The organism is Geodermatophilus sp. SYSU D00965, from assembly GCF_054050075.1.
The window spans coordinates 178,800-203,938 of the sequence record NZ_JBJGYQ010000003.1; the positions used below are offsets into that span (position 1 = coordinate 178,800).

27 protein-coding genes are annotated in these 25,139 nt (G+C 75.1%); 16 read left to right on the top strand and 11 right to left on the bottom strand.

The window, feature by feature from the left end; genetic code table 11:
* The first annotated feature begins 44 nt into the window (after window positions 1–44).
* A complete protein-coding gene (gene cobT / locus ACI789_RS03915) occupies window positions 45–1,097 on the top strand; it encodes a nicotinate-nucleotide--dimethylbenzimidazole phosphoribosyltransferase (protein ID WP_457006923.1) in 1,053 nt (350 codons plus the stop codon).
* 61 nt (window positions 1,098–1,158) lie between these two features.
* The gene (gene cobA, locus ACI789_RS03920) at window positions 1,159–2,418 is read left to right on the top strand and encodes a uroporphyrinogen-III C-methyltransferase (RefSeq protein ID WP_457006824.1); all 1,260 of its coding nucleotides are present in this window, start codon (window positions 1,159–1,161) and stop codon (window positions 2,416–2,418) included.
* A 243-nt stretch (window positions 2,419–2,661) separates the two neighbouring features.
* Here cobA and ACI789_RS03925 read toward each other — a convergent pair whose 3' ends face one another.
* Complete coding sequence (locus ACI789_RS03925; RefSeq protein ID WP_457006825.1) at window positions 2,662–3,246, bottom strand: hypothetical protein; 585 nt, start codon at window positions 3,244–3,246, stop codon at window positions 2,662–2,664.
* Between the two features lie 74 nt (window positions 3,247–3,320).
* Here ACI789_RS03925 and ACI789_RS03930 point away from each other — a divergent pair, with 74 nt between their 5' ends.
* From ACI789_RS03930 to ACI789_RS03940, 3 genes are all read left to right on the top strand, one after another.
* Window positions 3,321–4,244 carry an ABC transporter ATP-binding protein gene (locus tag ACI789_RS03930; RefSeq protein WP_457006826.1) on the top strand — a complete coding sequence of 308 codons (924 nt, stop codon included), beginning with the start codon at window positions 3,321–3,323 and terminating at the stop codon, window positions 4,242–4,244.
* Window positions 4,241–5,113, top strand: coding sequence for an ABC transporter permease (locus tag ACI789_RS03935; RefSeq protein ID WP_457006827.1), 873 nt, complete (start codon window positions 4,241–4,243; stop codon window positions 5,111–5,113). The genes ACI789_RS03930 and ACI789_RS03935 overlap by 4 nt, the downstream gene beginning before the upstream one ends.
* A gap of 73 nt (window positions 5,114–5,186) precedes the next feature.
* Entirely contained in the window at window positions 5,187–5,450 is a 264-nt protein-coding gene (locus ACI789_RS03940) for a helix-turn-helix transcriptional regulator (RefSeq protein ID WP_457006828.1), read from the top strand.
* A gap of 78 nt (window positions 5,451–5,528) precedes the next feature.
* On the opposite strand, the gene ygiD is transcribed toward ACI789_RS03940, so the two are convergent.
* Together ygiD and soxR are read right to left on the bottom strand one after the other, a co-directional pair.
* On the bottom strand, window positions 5,529–6,380 hold the full coding sequence (gene ygiD / locus ACI789_RS03945) for a 4,5-DOPA-extradiol-dioxygenase (RefSeq protein ID WP_457006829.1): 852 nt from the start codon (window positions 6,378–6,380) through the stop codon (window positions 5,529–5,531).
* 93 nt (window positions 6,381–6,473) lie between these two features.
* A complete protein-coding gene (gene soxR, locus ACI789_RS03950) occupies window positions 6,474–6,944 on the bottom strand; it encodes a redox-sensitive transcriptional activator SoxR (protein ID WP_457006830.1) in 471 nt (156 codons plus the stop codon).
* Window positions 6,945–7,015: 71 nt separating this feature from the next.
* Between soxR and ACI789_RS03955 the strand changes: the two genes are divergently transcribed.
* The 6 genes from ACI789_RS03955 to ACI789_RS03980 all read left to right on the top strand — a co-directional run bounded on the left by ACI789_RS03955 (window position 7,016) and on the right by ACI789_RS03980 (window position 13,708).
* Entirely contained in the window at window positions 7,016–7,711 is a 696-nt protein-coding gene (locus ACI789_RS03955) for an SDR family NAD(P)-dependent oxidoreductase (RefSeq protein ID WP_457006831.1), read from the top strand.
* A complete protein-coding gene (locus ACI789_RS03960) occupies window positions 7,708–8,727 on the top strand; it encodes an S-adenosylmethionine:tRNA ribosyltransferase-isomerase (RefSeq protein WP_456916933.1) in 1,020 nt (339 codons plus the stop codon). Before ACI789_RS03955 ends, ACI789_RS03960 begins: the two co-directional genes overlap by 4 nt.
* A gap of 114 nt (window positions 8,728–8,841) precedes the next feature.
* Window positions 8,842–9,984, top strand: coding sequence for a GTPase HflX (hflX, locus tag ACI789_RS03965; protein ID WP_457006832.1), 1,143 nt, complete (start codon window positions 8,842–8,844; stop codon window positions 9,982–9,984).
* Between the two features lie 170 nt (window positions 9,985–10,154).
* Window positions 10,155–12,107 carry an acetate--CoA ligase gene (gene acs / locus ACI789_RS03970; RefSeq protein WP_457006833.1) on the top strand — a complete coding sequence of 651 codons (1,953 nt, stop codon included), beginning with the start codon at window positions 10,155–10,157 and terminating at the stop codon, window positions 12,105–12,107.
* A 151-nt stretch (window positions 12,108–12,258) separates the two neighbouring features.
* Window positions 12,259–12,762, top strand: coding sequence for a phage holin family protein (locus ACI789_RS03975; protein WP_457006834.1), 504 nt, complete (start codon window positions 12,259–12,261; stop codon window positions 12,760–12,762).
* A gap of 19 nt (window positions 12,763–12,781) precedes the next feature.
* The gene (locus ACI789_RS03980) at window positions 12,782–13,708 is read left to right on the top strand and encodes an alpha/beta fold hydrolase (RefSeq protein ID WP_457006835.1); all 927 of its coding nucleotides are present in this window, start codon (window positions 12,782–12,784) and stop codon (window positions 13,706–13,708) included.
* Window positions 13,709–13,816: 108 nt separating this feature from the next.
* Here the strand turns inward: ACI789_RS03980 and ACI789_RS03985 are convergent, their stop codons facing one another.
* Genes ACI789_RS03985 through nth form a run of 5 tightly spaced genes read right to left on the bottom strand, consistent with a single transcriptional unit; the run spans window position 13,817 to window position 17,575 of the window.
* Window positions 13,817–14,998 (bottom strand): MarP family serine protease, encoded by a 1,182-nt coding sequence (locus tag ACI789_RS03985; RefSeq protein WP_456916928.1) that lies wholly within the window; start codon window positions 14,996–14,998, stop codon window positions 13,817–13,819.
* 3 nt (window positions 14,999–15,001) lie between these two features.
* Window positions 15,002–15,460, bottom strand: a complete 459-nt coding sequence (locus tag ACI789_RS03990) for a plastocyanin/azurin family copper-binding protein (protein WP_456916927.1) — start codon at window positions 15,458–15,460, stop codon at window positions 15,002–15,004.
* A complete protein-coding gene (locus ACI789_RS03995) occupies window positions 15,457–16,215 on the bottom strand; it encodes an NUDIX hydrolase (RefSeq protein WP_457006836.1) in 759 nt (252 codons plus the stop codon). The genes ACI789_RS03990 and ACI789_RS03995 overlap by 4 nt, the downstream gene beginning before the upstream one ends.
* Complete coding sequence (locus ACI789_RS04000; RefSeq protein WP_457006837.1) at window positions 16,212–16,793, bottom strand: TlpA family protein disulfide reductase; 582 nt, start codon at window positions 16,791–16,793, stop codon at window positions 16,212–16,214. Before ACI789_RS04000 ends, ACI789_RS03995 begins: the two co-directional genes overlap by 4 nt.
* The gene (gene nth, locus ACI789_RS04005; protein ID WP_456916924.1) at window positions 16,790–17,575 is read right to left on the bottom strand and encodes an endonuclease III; all 786 of its coding nucleotides are present in this window, start codon (window positions 17,573–17,575) and stop codon (window positions 16,790–16,792) included. The genes ACI789_RS04000 and nth overlap by 4 nt, the downstream gene beginning before the upstream one ends.
* 148 nt (window positions 17,576–17,723) lie before the next feature.
* Here nth and ACI789_RS04010 point away from each other — a divergent pair, with 148 nt between their 5' ends.
* Together ACI789_RS04010 and ACI789_RS04015 are read left to right on the top strand one after the other, a co-directional pair.
* Window positions 17,724–17,966 carry a hypothetical protein gene (locus ACI789_RS04010; protein ID WP_456916923.1) on the top strand — a complete coding sequence of 81 codons (243 nt, stop codon included), beginning with the start codon at window positions 17,724–17,726 and terminating at the stop codon, window positions 17,964–17,966.
* Between the two features lie 172 nt (window positions 17,967–18,138).
* A complete protein-coding gene (locus tag ACI789_RS04015) occupies window positions 18,139–18,813 on the top strand; it encodes a Crp/Fnr family transcriptional regulator (RefSeq protein ID WP_456916922.1) in 675 nt (224 codons plus the stop codon).
* Window positions 18,814–18,868: 55 nt separating this feature from the next.
* On the opposite strand, the gene ACI789_RS04020 is transcribed toward ACI789_RS04015, so the two are convergent.
* From ACI789_RS04020 to ACI789_RS04030, 3 genes are read right to left on the bottom strand one after another with little or no spacing between them, the layout of a single operon-like run.
* Window positions 18,869–19,675 (bottom strand): NUDIX hydrolase, encoded by an 807-nt coding sequence (locus ACI789_RS04020; RefSeq protein ID WP_457006838.1) that lies wholly within the window; start codon window positions 19,673–19,675, stop codon window positions 18,869–18,871.
* Window positions 19,672–20,148, bottom strand: a complete 477-nt coding sequence (locus ACI789_RS04025; RefSeq protein WP_457006839.1) for a RidA family protein — start codon at window positions 20,146–20,148, stop codon at window positions 19,672–19,674. Before ACI789_RS04025 ends, ACI789_RS04020 begins: the two co-directional genes overlap by 4 nt.
* A 7-nt stretch (window positions 20,149–20,155) precedes the next feature.
* Window positions 20,156–20,329, bottom strand: coding sequence for a hypothetical protein (locus tag ACI789_RS04030; protein WP_456916919.1), 174 nt, complete (start codon window positions 20,327–20,329; stop codon window positions 20,156–20,158).
* Between the two features lie 135 nt (window positions 20,330–20,464).
* On the opposite strand from ACI789_RS04030, the gene ACI789_RS04035 reads away from it, so the two are divergent.
* Genes ACI789_RS04035 through ACI789_RS04045 form a run of 3 tightly spaced genes read left to right on the top strand, consistent with a single transcriptional unit; the run spans window position 20,465 to window position 25,121 of the window.
* The gene (locus tag ACI789_RS04035; protein ID WP_457006840.1) at window positions 20,465–21,457 is read left to right on the top strand and encodes an ArsA-related P-loop ATPase; all 993 of its coding nucleotides are present in this window, start codon (window positions 20,465–20,467) and stop codon (window positions 21,455–21,457) included.
* Window positions 21,454–22,719 (top strand): ArsA family ATPase, encoded by a 1,266-nt coding sequence (locus ACI789_RS04040; RefSeq protein ID WP_457006841.1) that lies wholly within the window; start codon window positions 21,454–21,456, stop codon window positions 22,717–22,719. Before ACI789_RS04035 ends, ACI789_RS04040 begins: the two co-directional genes overlap by 4 nt.
* 41 nt (window positions 22,720–22,760) lie before the next feature.
* Window positions 22,761–25,121, top strand: a complete 2,361-nt coding sequence (locus tag ACI789_RS04045; protein WP_457006842.1) for a penicillin-binding protein — start codon at window positions 22,761–22,763, stop codon at window positions 25,119–25,121.
* The last annotated feature ends 18 nt before the right edge of the window (window positions 25,122–25,139 follow it).

The window sequence follows — 25,139 nt, forward strand, 5'->3', positions numbered from 1 at the left end:
GCACCGACCCGGCCCCGTTCGCGGGCACCCTGCTGGGCGAGACGATCGCCGCGGTCGCGCCGCGGGACGGCGCGGCCGAGCGCGCCGCCCGCGACCGGCTGGACCGGATGACCAAGCCGCCGGGCTCCCTCGGCGTCCTGGAGGACGTCGCCGCGCAGCTCGCCGGCACCGCCGGCCAGTGCCCGCCGCCGCTGCCCGCACCGGCCGCGGTCGCGGTCTTCGCCGGCGACCACGGGGTGCACGCCCAGCGCGTGACCCCGTGGCCGCAGGAGGTCACCGCGCAGATGGTGGCCAACCTCGTCCGCGGCGGCGCGGTGGTCAACGCGTTCGCCGCGCAGCTCGGCGCCGACGTCGTCGTCGTGGACGTCGGGGTGGCGACCCCGTACGCGGTCGAGCCGAGCGCGGCGCTGCTGGCCCGCAAGGTGCGTTCCGGCACCGCCGACCTCGCCGTCGGCCCGGCCATGACCGGACAGGAGGCCCGGCGGGCGGTCGAGGTGGGCATCGAGGTGGCGACGGCCCTCGCCGCCGACCACGGCTGCCTGGTCACCGGCGACATGGGGATCACCAACACCACCGCGTCGGCGGCGCTGGTCTGCGCGTTCACCGGCGCGACCCCGGCCGAGGCCACCGGCCGGGGCACCGGCGTCGACGACCCGACGCTGGCCCGCAAGGTCGAGGTCGTCGGTCGCGCCGCGGCCCGCGTGCCGACCCGGCCGGCGACCCCGGAGGCGGCGCTGGCCGTCCTCGCCGAGGTGGGCGGCCTGGAGCACGCCGCGCTCGCCGGGTTCGTCCTCGGGGCGGCGGCTGCCCGGGTGCCGGTGCTGCTCGACGGCGTCATCGCGGGCTCGGCCGCGCTGGTCGCCGCCGCGCTGTGCCCGACCGCGCTGGAGCACGCGCTGGCCGGGCACACCTCGGCCGAGCCCGGGCACGCCCTCGCGCTGCGCGCCCTGGGCCTGCGGCCGCTGCTCGGGCTGGACCTGCGCCTGGGCGAGGGCACCGGCGCCCTCCTGGCGCTGCCGCTGGTGGCCAGCGCGGCGCGGGCGCTGCGCGACGTGGCCACCTTCGACTCCGCCGGCGTCACGGAGAAGGGCCGGTGAGCGACCGCACCCGCGGGGCGACGCCGCTCCCGCTCGCGACGGGCGCCGGCGAGGGGCGAGCGTGAACGCCACGCCGGTCGACCCCGCGTCGGGGGTGGTCTACCCGGTGGGGCTGCGACTGCTCGACCGGAGGGTCGTGGTCGTCGGCGGCGGCCAGGTCGCCCACCGCCGGGTGGCCGGCCTGCTCGAGGCCCGCGCCCGGGTGACCGTGGTCAGCCCGGAGGTCACGCCCGCCCTGGAGGCGCTGGTCGGGCCCGGCGCGGTCACCTGGCTGCGGCGCGGCTACCGGCCCGGCGACCTCGACGGCGCCTGGTACGCGGTCGCCGCCACCGACGACCCCGCGGTCAACGCCGCCGTCGCGGAGGAGGCCGAGCGGTCCCGGGTGTTCTGCGCCCGCGCCGACGACCGCGCGGCGTCCAGCGTCTGGACCCCCGCCGTCGGGCGGCAGGGCGACCTCGTCGTCGGCGTGCACGGCGGCGGCGACCCGCAGCGGGCCGTCGCCGTCCGGGACGCGGTCGTCGCCGGGCTCACCGACGGCAGCATCCGCGACCGCGCGGCCCGCGCGGCACCGGAGGGGCGGCCGGGCACCGTCGTCCTCGTGGGCGGCGGACCGGGCGACCCGGGGCTGGTCACCGTGCGCGGCCAGCAGGCGGTGTCCCAGGCCGACGTCGTGATCGCCGACCACCTCGCGCCGCAGTCGCTGCTGGCCTCGCTGCCGGCCGACGTCGAGGTCATCGACGCCTCCAAGCTGCCGCGCGGGCGGTACATGGCCCAGGAGCAGATCAACGCGCTGCTGGTGGAGCACGCCCGGGCCGGCCGGCGGGTGGTGCGGCTCAAGGGCGGCGACCCGTTCGTCTTCGGCCGCGGCATGGAGGAGCTCGCGGCGTGTGCGGCCGCCGGCGTGCCGGTGGAGGTGGTCCCCGGGGTGACCAGCGCGATCGGCGTGCCGGGGCTGGCCGGCATCCCGGTCACGCACCGCGGGCTCACCCACGAGTTCGTCGTCGTCTCCGGGCACGTGCCGCCCGGCCACCCGCAGTCGCTGGTCGACTGGCCGGCGCTGGCGCGGCTGCGGGGCACCCTCGTCGTGCTGATGGGCGTCGACACCGCTCCGGCGATCGCCGCTGCGCTGGTCGAGCACGGCCGCGACCCGGAGACGCCGGTCGCCGTGGTCGCCGACGGCTCCACGCCCACCCAGCGCACGGTGCGCACCACCCTGGCCGGGCTGGGCAAGGCCCTGGCGGAGGAGGGCATCCGGCCGCCCGCGGTGTGGGTCGTCGGCGAGGTGGTCCGGCTCGCTGCGGAGCTCGGCTCGCCCCGCTGAGCGGACGGGCCGGCGTTCCCGCGGGAACGTCCGGCGGGGCCCCGGCTCCGCCCCAGGTGCGCCGGGCGGGGTCCCTCCTCACGCCACGGCGGCCAGCCGGCCGGCGTTCTCGGCGGCGAGCCGCCGTTCGAGGTCCCGGTCGTGGAGCAGGACGCTGACGACGCAGCCGAGGTCCAGGGGCTCACTTTCGACCGGCATGGCGTCGGGCGGCCGGGACGTTCCCGCGGGAACGCCCCGGTCGGCTCAGCCCGCCCGGCCCGGCACACGGGCGCGCAGCTCCCGGACGGCCGCGCCGGGGTCGTCGACGTAGAACGCCACGCGGGCGACCGGGGCGGCCTGGCCCGGAACGCGCACCGGCGGGTCGACGCGCAGCTCGACGTTCGTGTCGCCCATCACCGAGACCACCAGCCGGTCCCCGTCGTGGACGACGGTGCGCCGGTGTCCGGTCTCGACGTGCCGTCGCACCGCGACCAGCCCGCTCAGCGGCACGACCACCGAGCGGAGGTGGCCGAAGCGCAGCACCAGCGCGCCGTCCCTCACCACGTGCGGGTGCTGGCGCAGGGACAGGCCGAAGCCGACCATCCACAGCAACGCGTACACGGACACCGCCAGCAGCACCCACCGCGCGACCTCCCACGGGAGCAGCAGGTGGACGACGACGGTCTCGAGCCCGCCGAGCACGCAGAGCACCCCGACCACCAGGCCGAACCGGCCGGCGTACGGCAGCGCCGCCTCCCCCGGCCGGACCTCGCGGCGGCGGCGCACCCCGTCGACCAGCGCCCGCGCGATCCCGGCCTCCGACCGCGCCACGCTCTGCAGGATCCCCATGCCGCACATGAAAGCAGTGGTGCTGCGGATGTAGTAGTCCTACTATCACCGCACCGACCTCCGAGGGAGTGCCGATGAGCGGGGATCTGTCCGACCGGGCTGCCGTCCGGGTGCGCGGCCTGCGCATGACCTATGGCGAGCACGAGGTCCTCACCGGCGTGGACTTCGACGTCCACCCCGGCGAGGTGGTCTGCCTGCTCGGACCCAACGGCGCCGGCAAGACGACCACGATCGAGGTCCTGGAGGGCTTCCGGCTGCGCTCGGCGGGCCAGGTCGAGGTCCTCGGCGCGGACCCGGCCTCCGCGGACGACGCCTGGCGGGCGCGCGTCGGCGTGGTCCTGCAGTCGTGGCGCGACCACGCCCGCTGGACGCCGCGCCGGCTGCTCACCCAGCTCGGCGGCTACTACCGGCCCTACGCGACACCGGAGCGCCCCCGGCCGTACGACGTGGACTGGCTGCTGGAGACGGTCGGCCTCACCGAGGACGCCGACCGCCGCATCGCCACCCTCTCCGGTGGCCGGCGCCGCCGGCTCGACGTCGCGGTCGGCATCGTCGGCCGCCCCGAGCTGCTGTTCCTGGACGAGCCGACCGCCGGGTTCGACCCACAGGCCCGCCGGGACTTCCACGACCTGGTGCACCGGCTCTCCGACCTGGAGGGCACCAGCATCCTGCTCACCACGCACGACCTCGCCGAGGCCGAGCGGCTGGCCGACCGGATCCTCATCCTGGCCGGTGGGCGCATCGTCGCCGACGGCAGCGCGGAGGCCCTCACCCGGCAGGTCGCCGGCACCAGCGAGGTCCGCTGGACCCGCCACGGCGAGCGGTTCGTGCACGCCACCGAGGAGTCCACGGCCTTCGTCCGGGGGCTGTTCGAGCAGTACGGCGACGAGATCGCCGACCTCGAGGTCCACCGGGCCAGCCTGGAGGACACCTACATCGCCATGGTCGCCCGGCACGAGTCCGGCGGCCGGACCGAGCTCGTGGAGGTGACCCCGTGACCGCAGGCACCGGGCGCTCCGGCGCCGCCTACGCCGTCCGGCTCGGGCTGCGGCGGGGCTGGACGGAGTTCCTGCTCAGCGTGCGCAGCGCCCAGGACCAGGGCTTCTACCTGTTCATGGGCGTGGGCACGCTGGTCTTCCTGTGGTTCAACCGCGACAGCGAGGTCGAGGGGACGACGCTGCTCTACCCCTCGGTCGCGCTGCCGAGCATCCTCGCCGCCCTGGCCGCGTTCGGGGTGGTGATCGGCCCGGCGTTCGCGCTGGCCATGGAGCGGGAGGACGGCACCCTGCTGCGGCACAAGGCGCTGCCGCACGGCATGGAGGGCTACGTCACCGGCCAGGTGGTCTACCACTCGCTCAGCCTGCTGCCGATGCTGCTGGTCATCCTCGTGCCCAGCGCCCTGCTGTTCGACGACGCGATGCCGCACGACGCGAGCGGGTGGCTCACCGTCGCCTGGGTGCTGGTCCTCGGCCTGCTCGCCACGCTGCCGCTGGGGATCATCCTGGGCGCGGTGGTGCCGGGGACGCAGAGGGTCGGCACGTGGGGGATGCTCCCGGTCGTCGTCGTCACGGTGATCTCCGGGATCTTCTTCCCCGTGCAGGCCCTCTGGGGCTGGGTGCAAGCGGTCGCCCAGGTGTTCCCCACCTACTGGATCGGCCTGGGCATGCGCTCGGCGTTCCTGCCCGACGCCGCGGCCGCGGTCGAGCTGGGCGGCTCGTGGCGGACCGGCCAGGTCGTCCTGGTGCTGGCCGCGTGGGCCGTCGCCGGACTGCTGGCGACCCCGGTGGTGCTGCGGCGGATGGCCCGGCGGCAGTCCGGCTCGCAGGTGGCGGCGGCCCGCGACGCGGCGCTGCAGTGGGTGCGGTGAGCGGGCTGGCGAGCTCACCCAGGGGCGCAGCAGCGCCGCGAGCGCGGCTGACGAGCGCCGGCGAGGAGGTGGCGTGAGCGGGGAGCGCACGGGGGACGCCGTGCACAACCGGATCGCGCTGCTGCGGGCCGAGCAGGGCGTCAGCCGGCGGGAGCTGGCCGACGCCCTCGGCGTGCACTACCAGACCGTCGGCTACCTGGAGCGCGGCGAGTACAACCCCAGCCTGCACCTGGCGCTGCGCATCGCGGAGTTCTTCGGCGTCCCCGTGGAGGTCGTCTTCTCCACGCGACCCTTCCCGCGGATCAGCGACACGGCACGCCCGTCGGAGGCCGGGTGACGTGGTGACGTGCTGGAACGGCCCCGCTGCAGGGACCCGCCCCGAGCGGAGCGAGGGGTGGGGGGCAGCGGGGTCCTTCTAGATGTTCGCGCCGTCCGGCGGGGGGTCCTCCGGCAGCGGCGCGGCGAACCCGCTGCCCTCCGCGGACGGCGGGGTCATGCCGACGGTGTAGGCGGTCATCGACAGTGACCCGTAGGCGTAGCCGTCGACCAGGACGTCCGCTGTCGTCCCGGTCGCCCCGGCGATCCCGGCGACGTAGAGCAGCGGCAGGAAGTGGTCCGGCGTCGGGACGGCGAGGTCGTAGTCGCGGTGCCCGTCGAGGCGGAGCACCTCGGTCGGCTCCAGCTGCATGAACTCCTGCGCCTGCTCGTCGAACCGGCGCGCCCAGTCGAACCCGCCGTCGGGCATCGCGCGGCTCACCCCGCCGAGGTTGTGGACGACGTTCCCGCTGCCGATCACCAGCACGCCGTCCTCCCGCAGCGGCGCGAGCGAGGCGCCGAGCTGCAGGTGGTAGTCGAACGGCTTGAGCGCGTTGATCGACAGCTGCACGACCGGGATGTCGGCGTCGGGGAACGCGTGCCGCAGCACCGACCAGGTGCCGTGGTCGATCCCCCAGCTGTCCAGGTCGGCGCCCACCCAGGTCGGGTGGACGATGTCGGCGACCTCCTGGTACAGCTCCGGCAGGCCCGGCGCGTCGTAGCTGACGTCGAACAGCTCGCGGGGGAAGCCGAAGAAGTCGTGGATGGTGCGCGGCTGCGGCATCGCGGTCACCGCGGTGGCGTGCACGTACCAGTGCGCGGAGACGACGAGGATCGCCCGCGGCCGCGGCACCGACTCGCCGAACGCGCGCCACGCCTCGGTGTAGCGGTTCTTCTCGAGCGCGTTCATCGGGTTCCCGTGGCCGAAGAACGCGGCGGGCATGACGGACATGCGACCTCCCCCTCCCGACGGCGGTCGGTCGATCATCTCCCGCACCGGGCCGGGAGGGCGAGGGAACGCCTCACCCCGCGTCCGGCCCGTGCCTCACCCCGCGTTGGATGTCGGCGGCACCCGCCGCAGCGCCGGGGACAGCCAGCGCGCCCCGGGGCCCTCGCCCGCGGCGACGTCGCCGGGGTTGGACAGCGCGCACCGCGTCAGGGACAGGCAGCCGCAGCCGATGCACGAGCTCAGCCCGTCGCGCAGCTGCACCAGCGCTGCGATCTGCTCGTCGAGCCTGTCCCGCCAGCCCTGCGACAGCCGCGCCCAGTCCCGTGCCGACGGCGTCCGCCCCTCGGGCAGCGTGGCCAGCGCCGTCCGGATCTCCGGCAGGGTCAGCCCGACGTTCTGCGCGGCCCGGATGAACGCCAGCCGGCGCAGCACGCTGCGCGGGAAGCGACGGGCCCCGCCGGCCGTCCGGGACGCCGCGATGAGCCCCTGGGCCTCGTAGTACCGCAGCGCCGACGCCGCGATCCCGGCCCGCTCGGCCACCTGCCCGATGGTCAGCTCGTCGGCCACGACGACCTCCTCGAATTGAAGTCGACTCCAAGTATTGACCTCGAGTGCACTTCAGGTTCCACCGTGGCCGCATGACTCGCACCGCACTCGTCACCGGAGCGTCCCGCGGCCTCGGCGCCGCCCTCACCCAGGCCCTCGGCCGGCGCGGCTGGCGCCTCGTCGTCGACGGCCGCGACCCCGACCGCCTCGCCGCCGCGGTCGCCGCCCTGCCCCGCCCCGACCTGGTCACCGCCGTCCCCGGGGACGTCGCCGACCCCGCGCACCGGGCCGCCCTCGCCGCGGCCGTCGGCGACCGTCTGGACCTGCTGGTCAACAACGCCAGCGAGCTCGGCCCCACCCCGCTCTCCCGGCTCGCCGACCTGCCGCCGGCGGCGCTGGAACGGGTGCTCGCGGTGAACACGGTCGCGCCGCTCGCCCTGGTCCAGGCGGTGCTGCCGGCGCTCGAGCGGGCCGGCGGCACGGTGCTCGACATCAGCAGCGACGCCGCGGTCGAGGCCTACGAGGGCTGGGGCGGGTACGGCGCGAGCAAGGCCGCACTCGACCTGCTGACCGCCGTCCTCGCCGTCGAGCACCCGGCGCTGCACGTCCACGCGGTCGACCCCGGCGACATGGCCACCGACATGCACCGCGCCGCCGACCCCGACGCCACGGGGCTGCCGGCCCCGGAGGACGTCGTCCCCGCCCTGCTGCGACTGGTCGACGGTGACTCGCCCAGCGGTCGCTACCGGGCCGCCGAGCTCGCCGCGACGGCGGAGGCCGCGCGATGAGCGCCGTGGCCATGGGCGCCGAGGCGACCGCGCCGCCCGAGCACCGCGGCCTGGCCCGCGACGAGGTCCGCCTGCTCGTCGTCCGGCCCGCCGGCCTGCACGACGCCGTCTTCCGGGACCTGCCCGAGCACCTCGAGCCCGGCGACCTGGTCGTGGTCAACACGTCGGCGACGCTGCCCGCGCGGCTCGACGTCCGCCGGGCCGACGGCACGACCGTCCCGCTGCACGTGTCGACGGCGCTGGACGACGGCGACTGGGTGGTCGAGGTCCGCCGGCCGGACGGCGACGGACCCGACCGCGGCGTGGAACCGGGCACCGAGCTGGACCTCCCCGGCGGCGTGCGGCTGCGGCTGCTCGCGGCGTTCCCGGACCCGGCCCACCCCTCCCGGCTGTGGCGCGCCCGGACCGAGCCGCACGCCGACCGGGGAGCGCACCTCGCCCGCCACGGGCAACCGATCCGCTACGGCTACCTGCGCACCGCCCCGACCCTCGCCGACGCGCAGAACGTCTACGCGACCGAGCCGGGCAGCGCGGAGAACGCCAGCGCCGGGCGGCCCTTCACCGACCGGCTGCTGGTGCGGCTCATGGCCCGCGGGGTGCCCGTCGTCCCGGTGGTGCTGCACGCCGGGGTCTCCAGCCCCGAGCTGCACGAGCCGCCCGCGCCGGAGCGCTTCGACGTCCCGGAGGTCACCGCCCGCCTGGTCACCGCCACCCGCGAGGCCGGGGGGCGGGTCGTCGCCGTCGGCACGACCGTGACGCGCGCACTGGAGACCGCGACCGGCGAGGACGGCGTCACCCGTCCAGCGGCCGGCTGGACCGACCTCGTGCTCGGCCCCGACCGCCCCGCCCGCGCGGTCACCGGGCTGGTCACCGGCCTGCACGCACCCGACGCGAGCCACCTGCTGCTGCTCGAGGCGGTCGCCGGGCGGGCGCTCGTCGAGCGGGCGTACGCCCACGCCGCCGCCGGCAGCTACCTCTGGCACGAGTACGGCGACACGATGCTCTTCCTCCCCTGAGCGAGGTGTGGGACGGCCGGGTCGGGGGAAGGCTGGCCGTGCCGGAGAGGGCCAGGACGGTCGGACGTCTCCGGCCGCGGACCGGGCGGTGCGCCCGGACCCCGGGAGGTGCCCGTGCCAGGGACGTGGCTGCTCGGCGCGGAGGCCGAGCGCGGCGACGACGGGGACGGCGCCCGCGCGGTGCTGCTGGGCGTGCGCGCGGAGGACGACGGAGCCGCCGACCCCCTCGACGAGCTCGCGCGGCTGGCCGAGACCGACGGGGTGGACGTCGTCGGTCGGCTGGTGCAGGCGCGCGACCGGCCCGACCCGGCCACCTACCTGGGCTCCGGCAAGGTCACCGAGCTGGCCGACCTGGTCCGCCAGCGGGACGCCGCCCTCGTCATCGCCGACGGTGACCTCTCCCCGGCCCAGGTGCGCAACCTGGAGGACCGCCTCGGTGCCCGGGTCGTGGACCGGACGGCGCTGATCCTGGACATCTTCGCCCAGCACGCGCGCAGCAGTGAGGGCAAGGCGCAGGTGGAGCTGGCCCAGCTGGCCTACCAGCTGCCCCGGCTGACCGGGCACGGCACGGAGCTGTCCCGGATCGGCGGAGGGCGGACGGCGGGCGGCGCGGGCACCGGCGTCCGCGGGCCCGGTGAGATGCGGCTGGAGCGGCAGCGGCGGCACCTGCGCCGGCGGATCACCCAGCTGCGCCGGCAGGTGCAGGAGACCGCCCGGCGCCGGGAGCGGACGCGGCTGCGGCGCCGGCACAACCGGGTGCCCTCGGTGGCACTGACCGGGTACACCAACGCCGGGAAGTCCGCGCTGATGAACCGGCTGGCCGGCGCCGACGTCCTGGTGCAGGACGCGCTGTTCGCCACGCTGGACCCGACCGTCCGCCAGGCCCGCACGCCGTCGGACCGGGAGTACACGCTCAGCGACACCGTCGGCTTCGTCCGCCACCTGCCGCACCAGCTGGTCGACGCGTTCCGCTCCACCCTGGAGGAGGTCACCGAGGCCGACCTGGTGCTGCACGTCGTGGACTCCTCGGCCCCCGACGCGATGGCCCAGGTGACGACGGTCCGCGGCGTGCTCTACGAGATCGGCGCCCGGGACAAGACCGAGCTGCTCGCGCTCAACAAGGTCGACGTCGCCCCGCCGGAGTGGCTCGCCGCGCTGCGGGCGGCCTATCCCGACGCCGTCCCCGTCTCGGCGCTCACCGGCGACGGGCTCGACGACCTGCGGCGGGCCGTGGAGACGGCGCTGGGCCAGCGGTGACGCCCGCGCTCGGCGCGTCCCCGCGCCCCCCGCACCGGCGTCCCCGGCCCGGGCTCCCGGCACCTCGCTGCAGCCACGTTGCACGGGGCAGACGCGAGACGGCCCCGGACCATACGGTGTGGCGGGGAGCACGTCGCGCCGTCGCGGCGTCGGACACGCAGGAGGTAGTCGTGAGCGAGACGACCGAGGTGGAGGGCCGCCGGTTCCCGGTGCCCGAGCAGCTGGCCGCCCAGGCCAACGTGGGTCCCGACGTCTACGAGGAGGCGTCGCGCGACCGGCTGGCGTTCTGGGCGAAGCAGGCCGAGCGGCTGACCTGGGCGCAGCCGTGGGACCAGGTCCTCGACTGGACCAACCCGCCGTTCGCCAAGTGGTTCGTCGGCGGCAAGCTCAACGTCGCCTACAACTGCGTGGACCGGCACGTCGAGGCCGGCCACGGCGACCAGGTCGCCTACCACTGGGAGGGCGAGCCCGGCGACACCCGGACGATCACCTACGCGCAGCTCAAGGACGAGGTCAGCAAGGCCGCCAACGCGCTGCTCGAGCTGGGCGTGCAGACCGGCGACCGGGTCGCCATCTACATGCCGATGATCCCCGAGACGGTGATCACCATGCTCGCCTGCGCCCGCATCGGCGCGGTGCACATGGTGGTCTTCGGCGGCTTCTCCCCCGACGCCCTGGCGAGCCGGATCACCGACGCGCAGGCCCAGGTGGTCGTCACCGCCGACGGCGGCTACCGCCGGGGGGCGCCGAGCGCGCTCAAGCCCAACGTCGATGAGGCGCTGGCCCGGACCGAGGGCGTGCGCAGCGTCATCGTCGTCCGGCGGACCGGGCAGGACGTCGAGATGACCGAGGGCCGCGACGTGTGGTGGCACGACCTGGTCGACCGGCAGTCCACCGAGCACACGCCCGAGGCGTTCGACGCCGAGCACCCGCTGTACATCATGTACACGTCCGGGACCACGGCGAAGCCGAAGGGCATCCTGCACACCAGCGGCGGCTACCTGACCCAGGTCAGCTTCACGCACTGGGCGAGCTTCGACCTCAAGGCCGACACCGACGTCTTCTGGACCGCCGCGGACGTCGGCTGGGTCACCGGCCACAGTTACATCGTCTACGGGCCGCTCTCCAACCGGGCCACCAGCGTCATGTACGAGGGGACGCCGGAGACCCCGCACCGCGGCCGCTGGTTCGAGCTCATCGAGAAGTACCGGGTCTCGATCCTCTACACCGCCCCCACGGTGATCCGCACGTTCATGAAGTGGGGCGAGGACATCCCCGCGGGCTTCGACCTGACCAGCCTGCGCATCCTCGGGTCGGTCGGCGAGCCGATCAACCCCGAGGCCTGGCTCTGGTACCACCAGAACATCGGCGGCGGGCGCTGCCCGATCGTCGACACCTGGTGGCAGACCGAGACCGGCGCGCACATGATCAACCCGCTGCCGGGCGTCACGAACCTCAAGCCCGGCTCGGCCCAGACCCCGTTCCCGGGCATCTCGGCCAAGGTCGTCGACGACGAGGGCAACGAGCTCGGCGACGACACCACCGGGCTGCTCGTGCTCACCGAGCCGTGGCCGTCGATGCTGCGCACCATCTGGGGCGACGACGACCGCTACGTCGACACCTACTGGTCGCGGTTCGGCAAGGACGTCTACTTCGCCGGGGACGGCGCCAAGAAGGACGCCGAGGGCGACATCTGGCTGCTCGGCCGGGTGGACGACGTCATGAACGTCTCCGGCCACCGCATCTCCACCACCGAGGTCGAGTCCTCGCTGGTCGCCCACCCCGCGGTCGCCGAGGCCGCGGTCGTCGGCGCCAGCGACCCGACCACCGGGCAGGGCATCGTCGCGTTCGTCATCCTGCGGGGCAACGCCGAGGACTCCGGTGAGGACCTGGTCAAGGAGCTGCGCCTGCACGTCCGCAAGGACATCGGCCCGATCGCCAGCCCGCGCCAGATCATGGTCGTCCAGGAGCTGCCCAAGACCCGGTCGGGCAAGATCATGCGCCGGCTGCTGCGGGACGTCGCGGAGAACCGCGAGCTGGGCGACGTCACCACGCTCACCGACTCGTCGGTGATGAACCTGATCAAGGACAAGCTGCCCGCGTCGGCGTCCTCGGAGGACTGAAGCGGAGTGCGGGAGCGCAGGTCACCTGCGCTCCCGCACTCCGGTCGGGGGACACCGGGGACGCGCGCCCGGTGATCATGGGGCACCATTCCCCCAGGTGGACCGCCCGCCCGGCGGCCCGTAGCCGCCATCGACCTCAGGAGGTGCCCCCGTGGCCCACAGCGCATCGTCGACCCCGCCCCTGGGCCGGCCCGCCGGCGCGGAGGAGCCCTCCGTCGGCGTCCTCGTCCAGAGCGCCATGGCGGACATGTCGACGCTGATCCGCAGCGAGATCGAGCTGGCCAAGGCCGAGGTCGGGAAGTCGGCGAAGAAGGCCGGCATCGGCGCCGGGGCGTTCGGCGCCGCCGGTGTCCTGCTCGGTGTCTCCACGGTCTTCCTCTTCATCACGATCGCCGAGTTCCTCACCTGGCTGGGCCTCCAGCGCTGGATCTCCTACCTGATCGTCTGGGCGTTCTTCGTGCTGCTGGCCGCGATCGCCGCCCTGGTCGGCCGCGGGCAGATCAAGAAGATCGAGAAGCCGGAGCGGACCCTCGAGACGCTGCGCGAGCTGCCCGCGGTCGTCCACCGGGAGGCCCCGGGCGAGCGCCGCCGCGAGGTGCCGACGGTGAGCAACGGCCGCGTGCAGCTGCGCGGCAGCGAGAACTACCGCGTCTGACCCGGGCCGCGCGCCGGTCGTGAGCGTCCCCGAGGAGGAGCCGCCCGACGCCACCAGCGTCCTGCTGCCCGGTCCCTGGACGCACCGCGACCTGTCGGCCAACGGCGTCCGGCTGCACGTCGCCGAGGCCGGCGAGGGACCGCTGGTCCTGCTGCTGCACGGCTTCCCCGAGTTCTGGTGGAGCTGGCGGGCCCAGCTGCCCGCGCTGGCCGCGGCCGGGTTCCGCGCCGTCGCCCCGGACCTGCGCGGGTACGGGGGCAGCGACAAGCCGCCCCGCGGCTACGACCTGCCGACCGCGGCCGCCGACGTCGCCGCCCTGGTGCGCGCCCTCGGCGAGCGGGACGCCGTCGTCGTCGGGCACGACTGGGGCGGGCTGGTCGCCTGGACGGTGGCCGCCCTGCACCCGCGCAGCGTGCGCCGGCTGGCGGTGCTCTCGATGGCGCACCCGCGGATGCTGCGCTCAGCACTGCGGGACGGCGCCCAGCGACGGGCGCTGCGGCACATGCTGGGCTTCCAGCTGCCGCGGCTGCCCGAGCGGCGGCTCACCCGCGCCGACGACGACCCGGTGGCCGAGCTGATGCGCCGCTGGGCCGGCCCGGCCTGGACGTCGACGGCCGACTTCGCCGAGGCGGTGACCCGCTACCGGTCCGCGGCGCGCATCCCGCAGGCCGCCTACGGATCGATGGAGTACTTCCGCTGGGCCGGCCGCTCCCAGCTGCGCCCCGACGGGCTGCGCTACGCCCGGCGGATGGCCGCGCCGGTCACCGCGCCCACGCTGCAGCTGCACGGGGGCCTCGATGCGTACGTGCTGCCGTCGTCCGCCCGCGGGTCGGGCCGCTACGTCGCCGGCGCCTACGAGTGGCGCGAGCTGCCCGACGTCGGCCACTTCCCCCACGAGGAGGCCCCCGACGAGGTCAGCGCCGCCCTGACCGCCTGGGCCCGATAGAGCGGCCCCCGCCCAGGGCGTCAGCGGCCCCCTGCAGGGCCCCGCCGCCGGCCCCGTCCCGGGTCCCACCCTGAGCCTGCGAAGGGTGGGGAGGACGGGGTCCTTCTTCTATTCGCAGGCGCCCGTGGGGACCGGTGCCGTGGCCGTGGTCCCGGCCGACACCGCGTCGGCGACCTGGGCGTTGGTCAGCGCGTAGCCGGTCTGCGGGTCGTCGATCGCCGAGGCGAACACGACGCCGAGCACGTGCCCCTCGCGGTCGAACAGCGGACCGCCCGAGTTGCCGGCCCGCACCTCGCCGTAGAGCTGGTAGACGTCGCGGACGACGGTCCGGGAGTCCCGGAAGTCCGGCCCGCTGATGTCCCGCCGGTCGCGCACCCGGGCCGGGCCGACGAACAGGTCGCCGCCGCCGGGGTAGCCCATGATGATCGCGTCCGCGCCGGTGTCCACGGGCCCGGCGGCGAAGGTCAGCGGCACCTGCGGCAGCCCGGGGACGGCGAGCACCGCGATGTCGGTCTCCTCGTCGACGTAGACCGGGGTGGCGCCGTACTCCTCCCCCTCCGCGGTGACCACCGGGTCGGTCACGCCGGCCAGGACGTGCGCGTTGGTCAGCACCCGCTCCCGGGCGTAGACGAAGCCGGAGCCGTCGATCTGCCGCGAGCAGGACGGCGCGACGCCGCTGATCTGCACCACCGAGCCCTGCACCGAGGCGACCACCGGGCTGGTCTCCAGCGCCTGGTCCGGCGCCGGGACGTCCCGGGCCTCGGTGGACGTCAGCGGGTCGAGGACGTCGGGCAGGCCGGGCCGCTCGATCGCCCCGCGCAGCGAGTCGTAGACCGCCCGCACCCCGTCGGGCACCGTGCGGTCGACCGCCTGCACCAGCGACGACTGCTTCACCTGGCCGGCCACCTCGGGGAACGGCGCCAGCGCCAGCGGGCTGGCGACCATCCAGGCGACCAGGAGCACCGCCGCCGCCGAGAGCACCGCGCCGGCGATCGAGTCGACCACCTTGGCCGGCTCCCAGGTCACCCGCCGGCGGATCGCCCGGCCGACCGCGCCGGCCAGCAACTGCCCCAGCAGGGCACCGGCGAGGACCACGACCAGGGCGACGAACACACGGGTCACCGGCGAGCCGTCGACCCGGTCGGCGACCGTGCCCGACAGCTGCGCGCCGAGCACCGCGCCGCCGAAGAACCCGAAGAACGACGCGGCCGAGACGACGAGGCCCTGCCGGAAGCCGGAGAAGGCGAAGACCAGCGCGAGGACGATGATGACCAGGTCCACGAACGACATCGCCTAACCGCTCACCGTCATCGTGCCGACCTGGCCGAGCTGCGTGTGGAAGCTGCACTCGAAGCCGTAGTCGCCGGGCGTGGTCACGGTGAACTCGATGGTGCGGGTCTCCCCCGGCGCCAGCAACGGGATCTCCGGGTCGATCCCGGCCGGCCCGGCACCGGGCGTGAAGCGGAAGTTGTGGGTCAGCTGCTCGGCGACGTTCACGACCGTCAGCCGCACCTGCCCGGGTGCGACGGTGAACCGGTCCGGGGTGAACACGTAGTCGTCCTGCGTCTGCAGCGTGACCTCCTGGACGCCGTCGGGCGCCGTCGTCACGGTCCCGGCCGGCGTCCCGGTGGACGACGACGGCGCCGCGGCGCTCTCGTCGTCCCCACCGCAACCGGCCAGGACGCCGACCGCCAGGAGCAACGCGACCAGCGGCGCGCACCCGCGCCCCAGCCGCCGTCCCCACGCGCTCATCGCGGGGGAACCGTACGCGTCGCGGGCCCGTCCGGTGCGGGATCGGCGACCGTCGGCGCGGCGGCCTCCTCCTCCTCGGCGGGCTCGAACGTCCCGGGCAGCTGCGGCCGCCGGGCGCCGATGACCGGCAGCGGGCGGACGTCGGAGGCGTCCCAGGGCCGGGCCAGCCCCGCCGCATCGAGGATCGCGTCGAGCAGCGCCGCGGTGAACCCCCAGACCACCATGCCCGCGACCCCGAAGGCCGGGCCGACGAAGCCCGACGGGTGCCGGGTGCGGAACCGGTTGGCGGGGTCGGCGAGGTCGACCAGCGGCACCCGCGCCACCCGGGCCACCTCCCGCGGGTCGCCGACGGTCACCTCCCGCGGGTCGTCCCACCAGCCCACCACGGGGACGACGAGGTTGTCCGACCGCCCGAGGAACAGCTCCGGCAGCGTGGCTAGCACGCGGACGCCGTCCGGGTCGATGCCGGCCTCCTCCTCGGCCTCCCGCAGCGCCGTGCCCACCGGGTAGTCGTCACCGGGGTCGACCCCGCCGCCCGGGAACGCCGGCTGCCCGGCGTGCGTGCGCAGGTGCGCGGCCTTCTCGATGAGCAGGACGTCGGCGCCGCGCGGGCCCTCCCCGAACAGGATGAGCACCGCCGAGCGGCGGGCGGTCGCCGTGGGCCGCGGCATCCGGTGGCGCAGCGGCAGGTCCTCGGCGGACTCCAGCAGCCGGCGCAGGTAGCCGGGCAGCTCGCGGTCCTCGGCGGCGCTCACACCTGCACCCCCAGGTGCTCGGCCACCAGGCCCTCGAGCTCGTCGAGCGAGGTGACCGGCCGCAGCTGCAGGTGGGCGACCGAGCCGTCGGCCCGCAGCAGGTAGGTGTAGGGCAGCCCCCGCAGCCCCTGCTCGATCGCGAGGTCGCCGTCGGCGTCGACGCCCGTGGGCATGGTGATGCCGGCGTCGGCGGCGAAGGCGCGCCCGTTGGCCGCCGGGTCCTGGCTGACCAGGCCGACCACCTTGAGCCGGTCGCCGGCCTCGTCGGCCAGCTGCTGCACGATCGGCAGCTCCTCGCGGCAGGGGCCGCACCAGCTGGCCCAGAGGTTGACCACCGTCGGCAGGCCCTGAGCGCGGGCGAAGGCCAGCTCGCCGCCGCCGAGGCAGTCCACGGTCACGTCGGCGAGCACCTCGCCCCCGGACGCCGGCCGGTCGGGCTGCGCCGGACACGGCGCGGTGGTGTTCTCGACCGGCGGCTCGGTCGGCGCCGCGGCGGCGTCCGGTTCGTCGGACCCGCAGCCCGCCAGCGCCGCCGCGAGCATCAGCGCGGCGGCCGCTCCCCTGCCGCGGCCGCTCATTCGGTGTCGGAGGCGGCCGGGGTCTTCACCAGCTTCAGGGCGACCTCCGGGTCGGTCGGGCCGATGCCGTAGGACGGGCACCAGCGGGCCAGGCCGCACGCCCCGCAGGCGGCCTTCTTGGCGTGGCAGACGCGGCGGCCGTGGAAGATCACCCGGTGGGAGAACATCGTCCACTCCCGCTTGGGGATCAGCTCCGCGACCTCGGCCTCGACCTTGACCGGGTCGTCCTCCGCCGTCCAGCCGAACCGCCGGACCAGCCGGCCGAAGTGGGTGTCGACGGTCAGCCCGGGGACGTCGAAGGCGTTGCCGAGGACGACGTTGGCGGTCTTCCGGCCGACGCCGGGCAGGGTGACCAGGTCCGCCATCCGGCCGGGCACCTCGCCGTCGAAGCGCTCGACCAGGGCCTGGGCCAGCCCCAGCACCGAGTTGGCCTTGGCGCGGAAGAACCCGGTGGGCTTGAGGATCTCCTCCAGGTCGGCGCGGTCGGCGCCGGCCAGGGCCACCGCGTCGGGGTACTTGGCGAACAGCGCCGGCGTGACGCGGTTGACCGTCTTGTCGGTGGTCTGCGCCGAGAGCACCGTGGCCACGAGCAGCTCGAAGGCGTTGGTGAAGTCCAGCTCGCAGTGCGCGTCGGGGTGGATCAGCGCCAGCTCGCGGGCCATCCGCCGGGCCCGCCGGGTGCGCGCCAGCGGCGTCTCCTCCGGGTCGAACGGTGCGCCACCACGCGCGGCAGCGCGCCGCGCGCGCGGGGGGACGGGGCGGGCGTAGGCGGGCGAGGACACGCGGTCGAGGGTAGGCGGATCCGCTGACGACTCCGGGTCCGTGCCATCATCGCAGCCGCCGCGGGCGGGCATCGGGTCCCGCGGGGCGGGGTACACAGGAGTGGCTGCGGGCGCCGGCCCGCCCCGACGAGGACTGAGGAGGTACCCGGTGGTCGCCCTCATCGTCATCCTCTTCCCGCCGCTGCTCATCGCCTTCCTCCTGGTCATGGAGCGCGTGGAGGAACCGCTGCGGCGGCCGACCGGTCCGCGTGAGGTCGCGGAGTTCCTCAACACCGCCAGCCCCGGCGAGGTCGACACGCTCGCCACCTCCGGGATCCGCCGCGCGATGGCCCGGTGGCGCCGTCGGCGCGCCAGCCGCGTCCGGCGCGAGGCCGAGCCGCCCGTCGTCTAGACCCCGGCAGCCCGGTTCGTCACCCCTCCGGGTGGGCTGACCTCCCCACTGATCGGGTGACCACGCGCACAGCCCCCTAGACTCACTGCGGACAGCGCCGCGCCGGCAGGCGCGCGCTCTCCGGGAGGCGCCGGGTGTCGGCGTTCCCACTGGTCGTGCGAGAGGACGCGTAGTGGACGAGGTGCTGGCCCAGTCCGGGCTCTTCCAGGGGCTGTCGGAAGAGGCGGTGGACCCGGTCGCCAGCCGGCTGGAGACCGTGACGCTGCCCCGAGGCCGCGTGGTGTTCAACGAGGGCGAGCCCGGCGACAGCCTCTACATCGTGATGTCCGGCAAGATCAAGCTCTCCCGACGCTCGCCGGACGGGCGCGAGAACGTGCTGGCCGTCATGGGCCCGTCGGACCAGTTCGGCGAGCTGTCGGTGTTCGACCCGGGGCCGCGGACGGCGACGGCGACGGCCGTCACCGACGTCAAGCTCGCGCGCATGCCGCAGTCGACGCTGCGGACGTGGATCGAGGCGCACCCCGAGGTGGCCGAGCGGCTGATGCACGTGCTGGCCCGCCGTCTGCGCCGCACCAACGACTCGGTGGCCGACCTCATCTTCACCGACGTCCCGGGCCGGGTGGCCAAGGCGCTGCTGCAGATGGCCGACCGGTTCGGCAGCCGCGAGGGCGAGGGGCTGCGCGTCAAGCACGACCTCACCCAGGAGGAGCTGGCCCAGCTGGTCGGCGCCTCCCGTGAGACGGTCAACAAGGCGCTGGCCGACTTCGTGCACCGCGGCTGGATCCAGCTGCAGGGCAAGTCGGTCGTCGTCCTCGACGAGGAGCGCCTGCGCCGCCGCGCCCGCTGAGACCTGCTGTGCGACGAGGCCCCCGCTCCTGCCGGAGCGGGGGCCTCTCGTCTCTTCACGAGGGGAGCGGCACGACCAACCGGATGCGGGTGCCGTCGGGCAGCACGGCCCAGCGGCCGTCGGGCTCGTCCTCGAAGGTGGGGCTGATCGGGTGCAGCGGCTCCGGCGGTGAGCCGGCCAGCGCCGCGGCCACGTCCGGGAAGGGCGCCAGCTGGCCGAGGGTGTGGATCGTCGGCGGCAGCATGGGGCGGGTGCCCGCCGACAGCTCCGCCAGCGCGGCAGCCGGGGTCAGCCAGCTGGCCTCGTCGGCCTCGCCGGTGACGTGCCGGGCCTCCTGCCCGGCCGGCAGCGCGGCGGCGAAGAACTTGGTGTCGTAGCGGCGCGACTCCCCCGGCGGCGTGACCCAGTGCGCGAAGGGTCGCAGCAGGTCCGAGCGCAGCGCCAGGCCGCGGTCGGCGAGCAGCTCGGCCAGGGAGAGGTCGCGCGCCAGCAGCGCCTGCCGCTGGTCCTCCCAGTCGTCGCCGGAGACGTCCGGCACCACACCGACCGGCCCGCCGGCGCCGTCGGCAGGGCCGGCCAGCAGCACCCCGGCCTCCTCGAAGGTCTCCCGGACGGCGGCACAGACCAGTTCCCGGGCGGTCCGCTCGTCGCAGCCGAACGCCCCGGCCCACTGCGCGGGCGACGGGCCGGCCCACGTCGTCTCGACGTCGGCGTCCCGCGGGTCGACCCCGCCGCCCGGGTAGGCGGTCATCCCGCCGGCGAAGGGCATGCCGCGGGTGCGGCGCAGCAGGTACACCTCGAGCCCGGCGGCGCCGTCGCGCAGCAGCAGCACCGTCGCCGCCTGCCGCAGCGAGGCGGTCATCCCCTCAGCTCGACGGTGAGCTCGACCTCGACCGGCGCGCCGAGCGGCAACTCGGCCACCCCGACGGCGCTGCGGGCGTGCCGGCCGGCCTCACCGAACACCCGCCCCAGGAGCTCGCTGGCACCGTTGACGACCCGCGGCTGCCCGGTGAAGCCCTCGGCGCTGGCCACGTAGCCCACGACCCGCACCACCCGGGCCACGGAGTCCAGCCCGACCAGCTCGTCGATCGCCGCCAGGGCGTTGAGGCAGGCCACCTTGGCGTCGTGCGCGGCGTCCTCCGGGTCGACCGACCCGCCGACCTTGCCGGTGCGGCGCAGCCCGCCGTCGACGAACGGCAGCTGGCCGGAGGTGTACACCAGCGAGCCGCTGCGGACGGCGGGGACGTAGGCGGCCACGGGCGCGGCGACCGCGGGCAGCCGGATGCCGAGCTCGGCGAGCCGGGCGTGCCAGCTCTGGGTCTGCGGCGTCGACATGGCGAGGTCAGCCCACCGGGCGCTTGAGGTACGCGACCGGCTGCTCGGGGCCGCCCGGGCCGGGGAGCACGGTGACCAGCTCCCACCCGTCGACGCCCCAGGAGTCGAGGATCGCCTTGGTGTTGTGGATCAGCAGCGGGATGGTGGCGTACTCCCACCGCACGCGGGCCGGTTCGCTCATGGGCGCGACGCTAGCGCAGTGTGAGGACCCTCCCGCCTCCCACCGCGAGCGAGCTCGCGGTGGGCCCCTGCAGGAGGGCCGGGCTGCTCGCGGGTGCGGGAGCCCGGAGGGCGGGGGCCTTCTACGCTGATCTGCGTGGCACCCGAACCCTTCCCCGTGCGCTGTCACGTCGTGACCGGGAAGGGCGGGACCGGCAAGACCACCGTCGCCGCCGCCCTGGCACTGGCACTGGCCGCCGACGGCCGGCACGTGCTGCTGGTCGAGACCGAGGGCCGGCAGGGCATCGCGCAGCTGTTCGACACCCCGCCGCTGCCCTACGAGGAGCGGCGGGTCGCCGTCGCGCGCGGCGGCGGCGAGGTCAAGGCCCTGGCGATCGACATCGAGGAGGCCCTCCTCGAGTACCTGGAGATGTTCTACAACCTCAAGCGGGCCGGCCGGGCGCTGCGCAGGATGGGCGCCATCGACTTCGCCACCACCATCGCGCCGGGTCTGCGCGACGTGCTGCTCACGGGGAAGATCAAGGAGGCGGTCACCCGCCGCCGCGACGGCCGGCGGGTGTACGACGCCGTCGTCGTCGACGCCCCGCCGACCGGCCGGATCACCCGCTTCCTCAACGTGACCGGGGAGGTGGCCGGCCTGGCCCGCTCCGGTCCGATCAAGACGCAGAGCGACGGCGTGATGGCGGTGCTCAAGTCGCCGCAGACGGCGGTGCACCTGGTGACCCTGCTCGAGGACATGCCGGTCCAGGAGACCGCGGACGCGATCGCCGAGCTCACCGCGAGCGGCCTGCCGGTCGGGTCGGTGATCGTCAACATGGCCACCGAACCGCTGCTGCCCGAGGAGGACCTGCTCCGCGCCGCCGAGGGCCGGATCACCGGCGCCGAGTTCACCCCCGCCCTCACCGCCGCCCACGTCCACGACGGCCCGGAGGTCGCCGACGCGCTGGCCGCCGAGGCGATCGAGCACGCGCAGCGCTGGGCCGCCCAGGACGAGCTGCGCGACGAGGTGGAGGCGCTGGACCGGCCCACCGTGGAGCTCCCGCTGCTGCCCGGCCCGATCGACCTCGGCGCGCTGTTCGAGCTCGCCGGCCGGCTCGAGGAGCACCTGCGCACGGAGGTGGCGGCGTGACCGACGCGGCGAGGCAGCCCGCCTCCCCCGTGGGCGAGCGGCACCGGCACCCCCGCCCGGCGGCGCCGTCGATCCCGCAGGCCCTCCCCCTCGACCTCGAGGAGCTGATCGAGGACCCGGCGACCCGCATCGTGGTCTGCTGCGGCGCGGGCGGCGTGGGCAAGACGACGACGTCGGCGGCGCTGGCGCTGGCCGCGGCCGAGGCCGGGCGCACGGTCGTCGTCCTGACCATCGACCCGGCGCGCCGGCTGGCCCAGTCCCTGGGCCTGGTGGAGCTGGACAACGAGCCACGGCGGGTCGACGTCCCGGGGGCCAAGGGCGAGCTGCACGCGATGATGCTCGACATGAAGCGCACGTTCGACGACGTCGTGTGCGCGCACGCCACGCCCGAGCGGGCCGAGCAGATCCTGGCCAACCCCTTCTACCAGGCGCTGTCGTCCTCCTTCGCCGGGACGCAGGAGTACATGGCGATGGAGAAGCTGGGCCAGCTGCGCGCCAGCGAGCAGTGGGACCTCATCGTCGTCGACACGCCGCCGTCGCGGTCGGCGCTGGACTTCCTCGACGCGCCCAACCGGATGAGCCGCTTCCTGGACGGCACGATGATCCGGCTGCTGACCGCGCCCGCCCGCGCCGGCGGCCGGGCCGGGATGCGCCTGGTGGGCGCCGGGTTCCTGGTGTTCAGCCGGATCATCAGCAAGATCCTCGGCGGCCAGCTGCTGCGCGACATCTCCGCGTTCGTCTCCGCCCTGGACACCATGTTCGGCGGGTTCCGCGAGCGCGCCACGGCCACCTACGAGCTGCTGCGCCGGCCGGGCACCTGGTTCGTCGTCGTCGCGACGCCGGAGCCCGACGCGCTGCGCGAGGCCTCCTACTTCGTCGACCGGCTGTCGGCCGAGCAGATGCCGCTGGCCGGTCTGGTGCTCAACCGCACGCACCCGCCGGCGACGACGGCGCTGACCGCGACCCGCGCCGACGGTGCCGCCGAGGAGGTGCTCGAGGCCGACGGGGAGGGCGCCGCGCTGGCCGCGGGCGCGCTGCGCGTGCACGCCGACCGGATGTCCGTCGCCGCCCGCGAGCAGCGGCTGGCCGACCGGTTCACCAGCGCCCACCCGCAGGTCGCCGTCCGCACGGTGCCGGCCGCCGCCGGCGACGTGCACGACCTCGACGGGCTGCGCGGGATGGCCGACGCGCTGACCGGTCCGAACGACGACACGCCGACGGGAGTGCCCCGGACACGCGTCCTCCCCGCGCGCCGTCGCTGACGGCGACGTCAGGACCGCGCGGCACCGTACATTGGCTCGCGATGTCTCCCGCCGCCTCCCCCCGCGCCCGGGTCCTCGCGAAGCTCGCCGCGACGATCGTCCTCGCCGGTGCCCTGGTCGCCGGCATGCTGCTGCCCTTCGTGGGCGGCACCGGCCTGGTCGCCCGCAACTCCGCCTCGCTGCTGGACGCCCTGCCCGTCGAGCTGACCGACCACGCCCCCGCCGGCAACACCCGCGTGCTGGCCGCCGACGGTTCGCTGATCACCTACTTCTACCGGGACAACCGCATCCCGGTGGCGTCCGACGAGATCGCCGACGTCATGAAGAAGGCGCTGGTCGACATCGAGGACTCGCGCTTCTACCAGCACAACGGCCTCGACGTGCAGGGCACGCTGCGGGCGCTGGCGACCAACCTGGCGGCGGGCTCGGTGCGCGAGGGCGGCTCGACGCTGACCCAGCAGCTGGTCAAGCAGACGCTGGTGCAGACGGCCACCACGCCCGAGGAGCGCAGCGCGGCCACCGAGGAGAGCGTGGGCCGCAAGCTCAAGGAGGCGCGGCTGGCCCTCGCGCTGGAGGAGGAGTACTCGAAGGACGAGATCCTCACCCGCTACCTCAACATCGTGTACTTCGGGCAGGGCGCCTACGGCATCCAGGCCGCCGCGCAGAAGTACTTCAGCGTGAACGCCGCCGACCTCACGCTGCCGCAGGCGGCGATGCTGGCCGGCCTGGTGCAGAGCCCGACCAACGACGACCCGATCACCAACCCGGAGAACGCGCAGGTCCGCCGCAACCAGGTGCTGCAGCGGATGCTCGACCTGGGCCACATCGAGCAGCGCGAGTTCGACGAGATCTCCGGCACGCCGGTCGAGGTCCACGAGGGCGTCTCCCCGCCGAACGGGTGCATCGACGCCGCCGTCGGAGCCTTCTTCTGCGACTACCTCTACGGGTACCTGCGGGGCACGCTGGGGCTCGGCGAGGACCAGATCAAGAACGGCGGCTGGACGATCCAGACGACGCTGCGGCCGGACATGCAGGTCGCCGGCGACCAGGCCGTGCTCAACACCCTGGCGATGGGTGACCAGCTGGTCGGCACATACACCGCGGTGGAGCCGGGCACCGGCCACGTGCTGGCGATGGCGAACAACCGCCGCTACGGCTGCAACGACCCCGAGTGCGAGTCGGTGAACTTCAACGTGGTGCCGAGCAAGGGCTCGGGCTCGACGTTCAAGGTGTTCACCGCCGCGGCCGCCCTGGAGCAGGGCTTCTCGAAGTACTACACGATCACCACCGGTGACCGGTACGTCTCGCGGGTCTACAAGGACGGCGCGGGCCCGTACGACATCGGCAACGCCGGCCGCTACCCCGCGACGCTGGACATGACCAAGGCGCTCTACATGTCCTCCAACACGTACTTCCTGGCGCTGGAGGACCGGCTCGGCTCCGTCGAGGGGCCGGTGCGCATGGCCGAGCGGATGGGCATGCACTTCGACGGCGCGAACCAGTGGCCGGCCGACACGATCATCGCCGAGAACCGGGGCTCGTTCACCTTCGGCACCGACGCGGTCAGCCCCCTCGACCTGGCCAGCGCCTACTCCACGCTGGCCGCCAGCGGCACGCAGTGTGATCCGACCCCGGTCACCCAGATCCTCGACGTGGACGGCGAGCCGCTCACCGGGGACGACGGCGAGCCCGTGGTGAAGGACGACAACTGCACCCCGGAGGCGATCCCGCCGGGCGTGGCCAACACGCTCAACCAGATGCTCCGCGGGGACGTCGAGCCGGGGCACCCGGGCCAGACCGCGTCGCGCGCCTACGTCCCGGGCCACCAGATCGCCGGCAAGACCGGGACGATCAACAACAACGCGTCGGTGACCTTCGTGGGCTACACGCCCGAGTACACGGCCAGCGTGATGGTGTTCAACTCGGTGGCCGACCGCAGCGTCGGCGGCTTCGGTGGTGGCAAGGGCGCCACGATCTGGCACGACGCGATGGCGCCCATCCTGAGCAACCAGCCGACGGCCGCGTTCCCGGCGGAGGACCCGGTGGTGGCCAACGGCAACACCCGCCCGGTGCCCTCGTGCTCGTCGGTGAGCGCCTGCCGGTCGGCGCTGGAGGCGGCCGGGCTGCGCGCCACCGTCAGCGAGGTGGACAGCGCGGAGCCGGAGGGCGCCGTCGTGGGCACCGACCCCGGCGCCGGCAGCCGGGTCACCAACGGCGAGACCGTGGCCATCCTGGTGAGCAACGGCTCGCAGGTCCCGGCGCCGGAGTCCGACGAGCCGTCCGACAACGGCGACGAGGACGCCGGCAACGGGGACCGCGGCGACGGGAACGGCGGCGACGAGGGTGACGCCGCCGCCGACCGGTCCGACCGCCGGGACGGCGGAGGCGACGGGGACGACTGAGGAAACACCCCGTCCTCC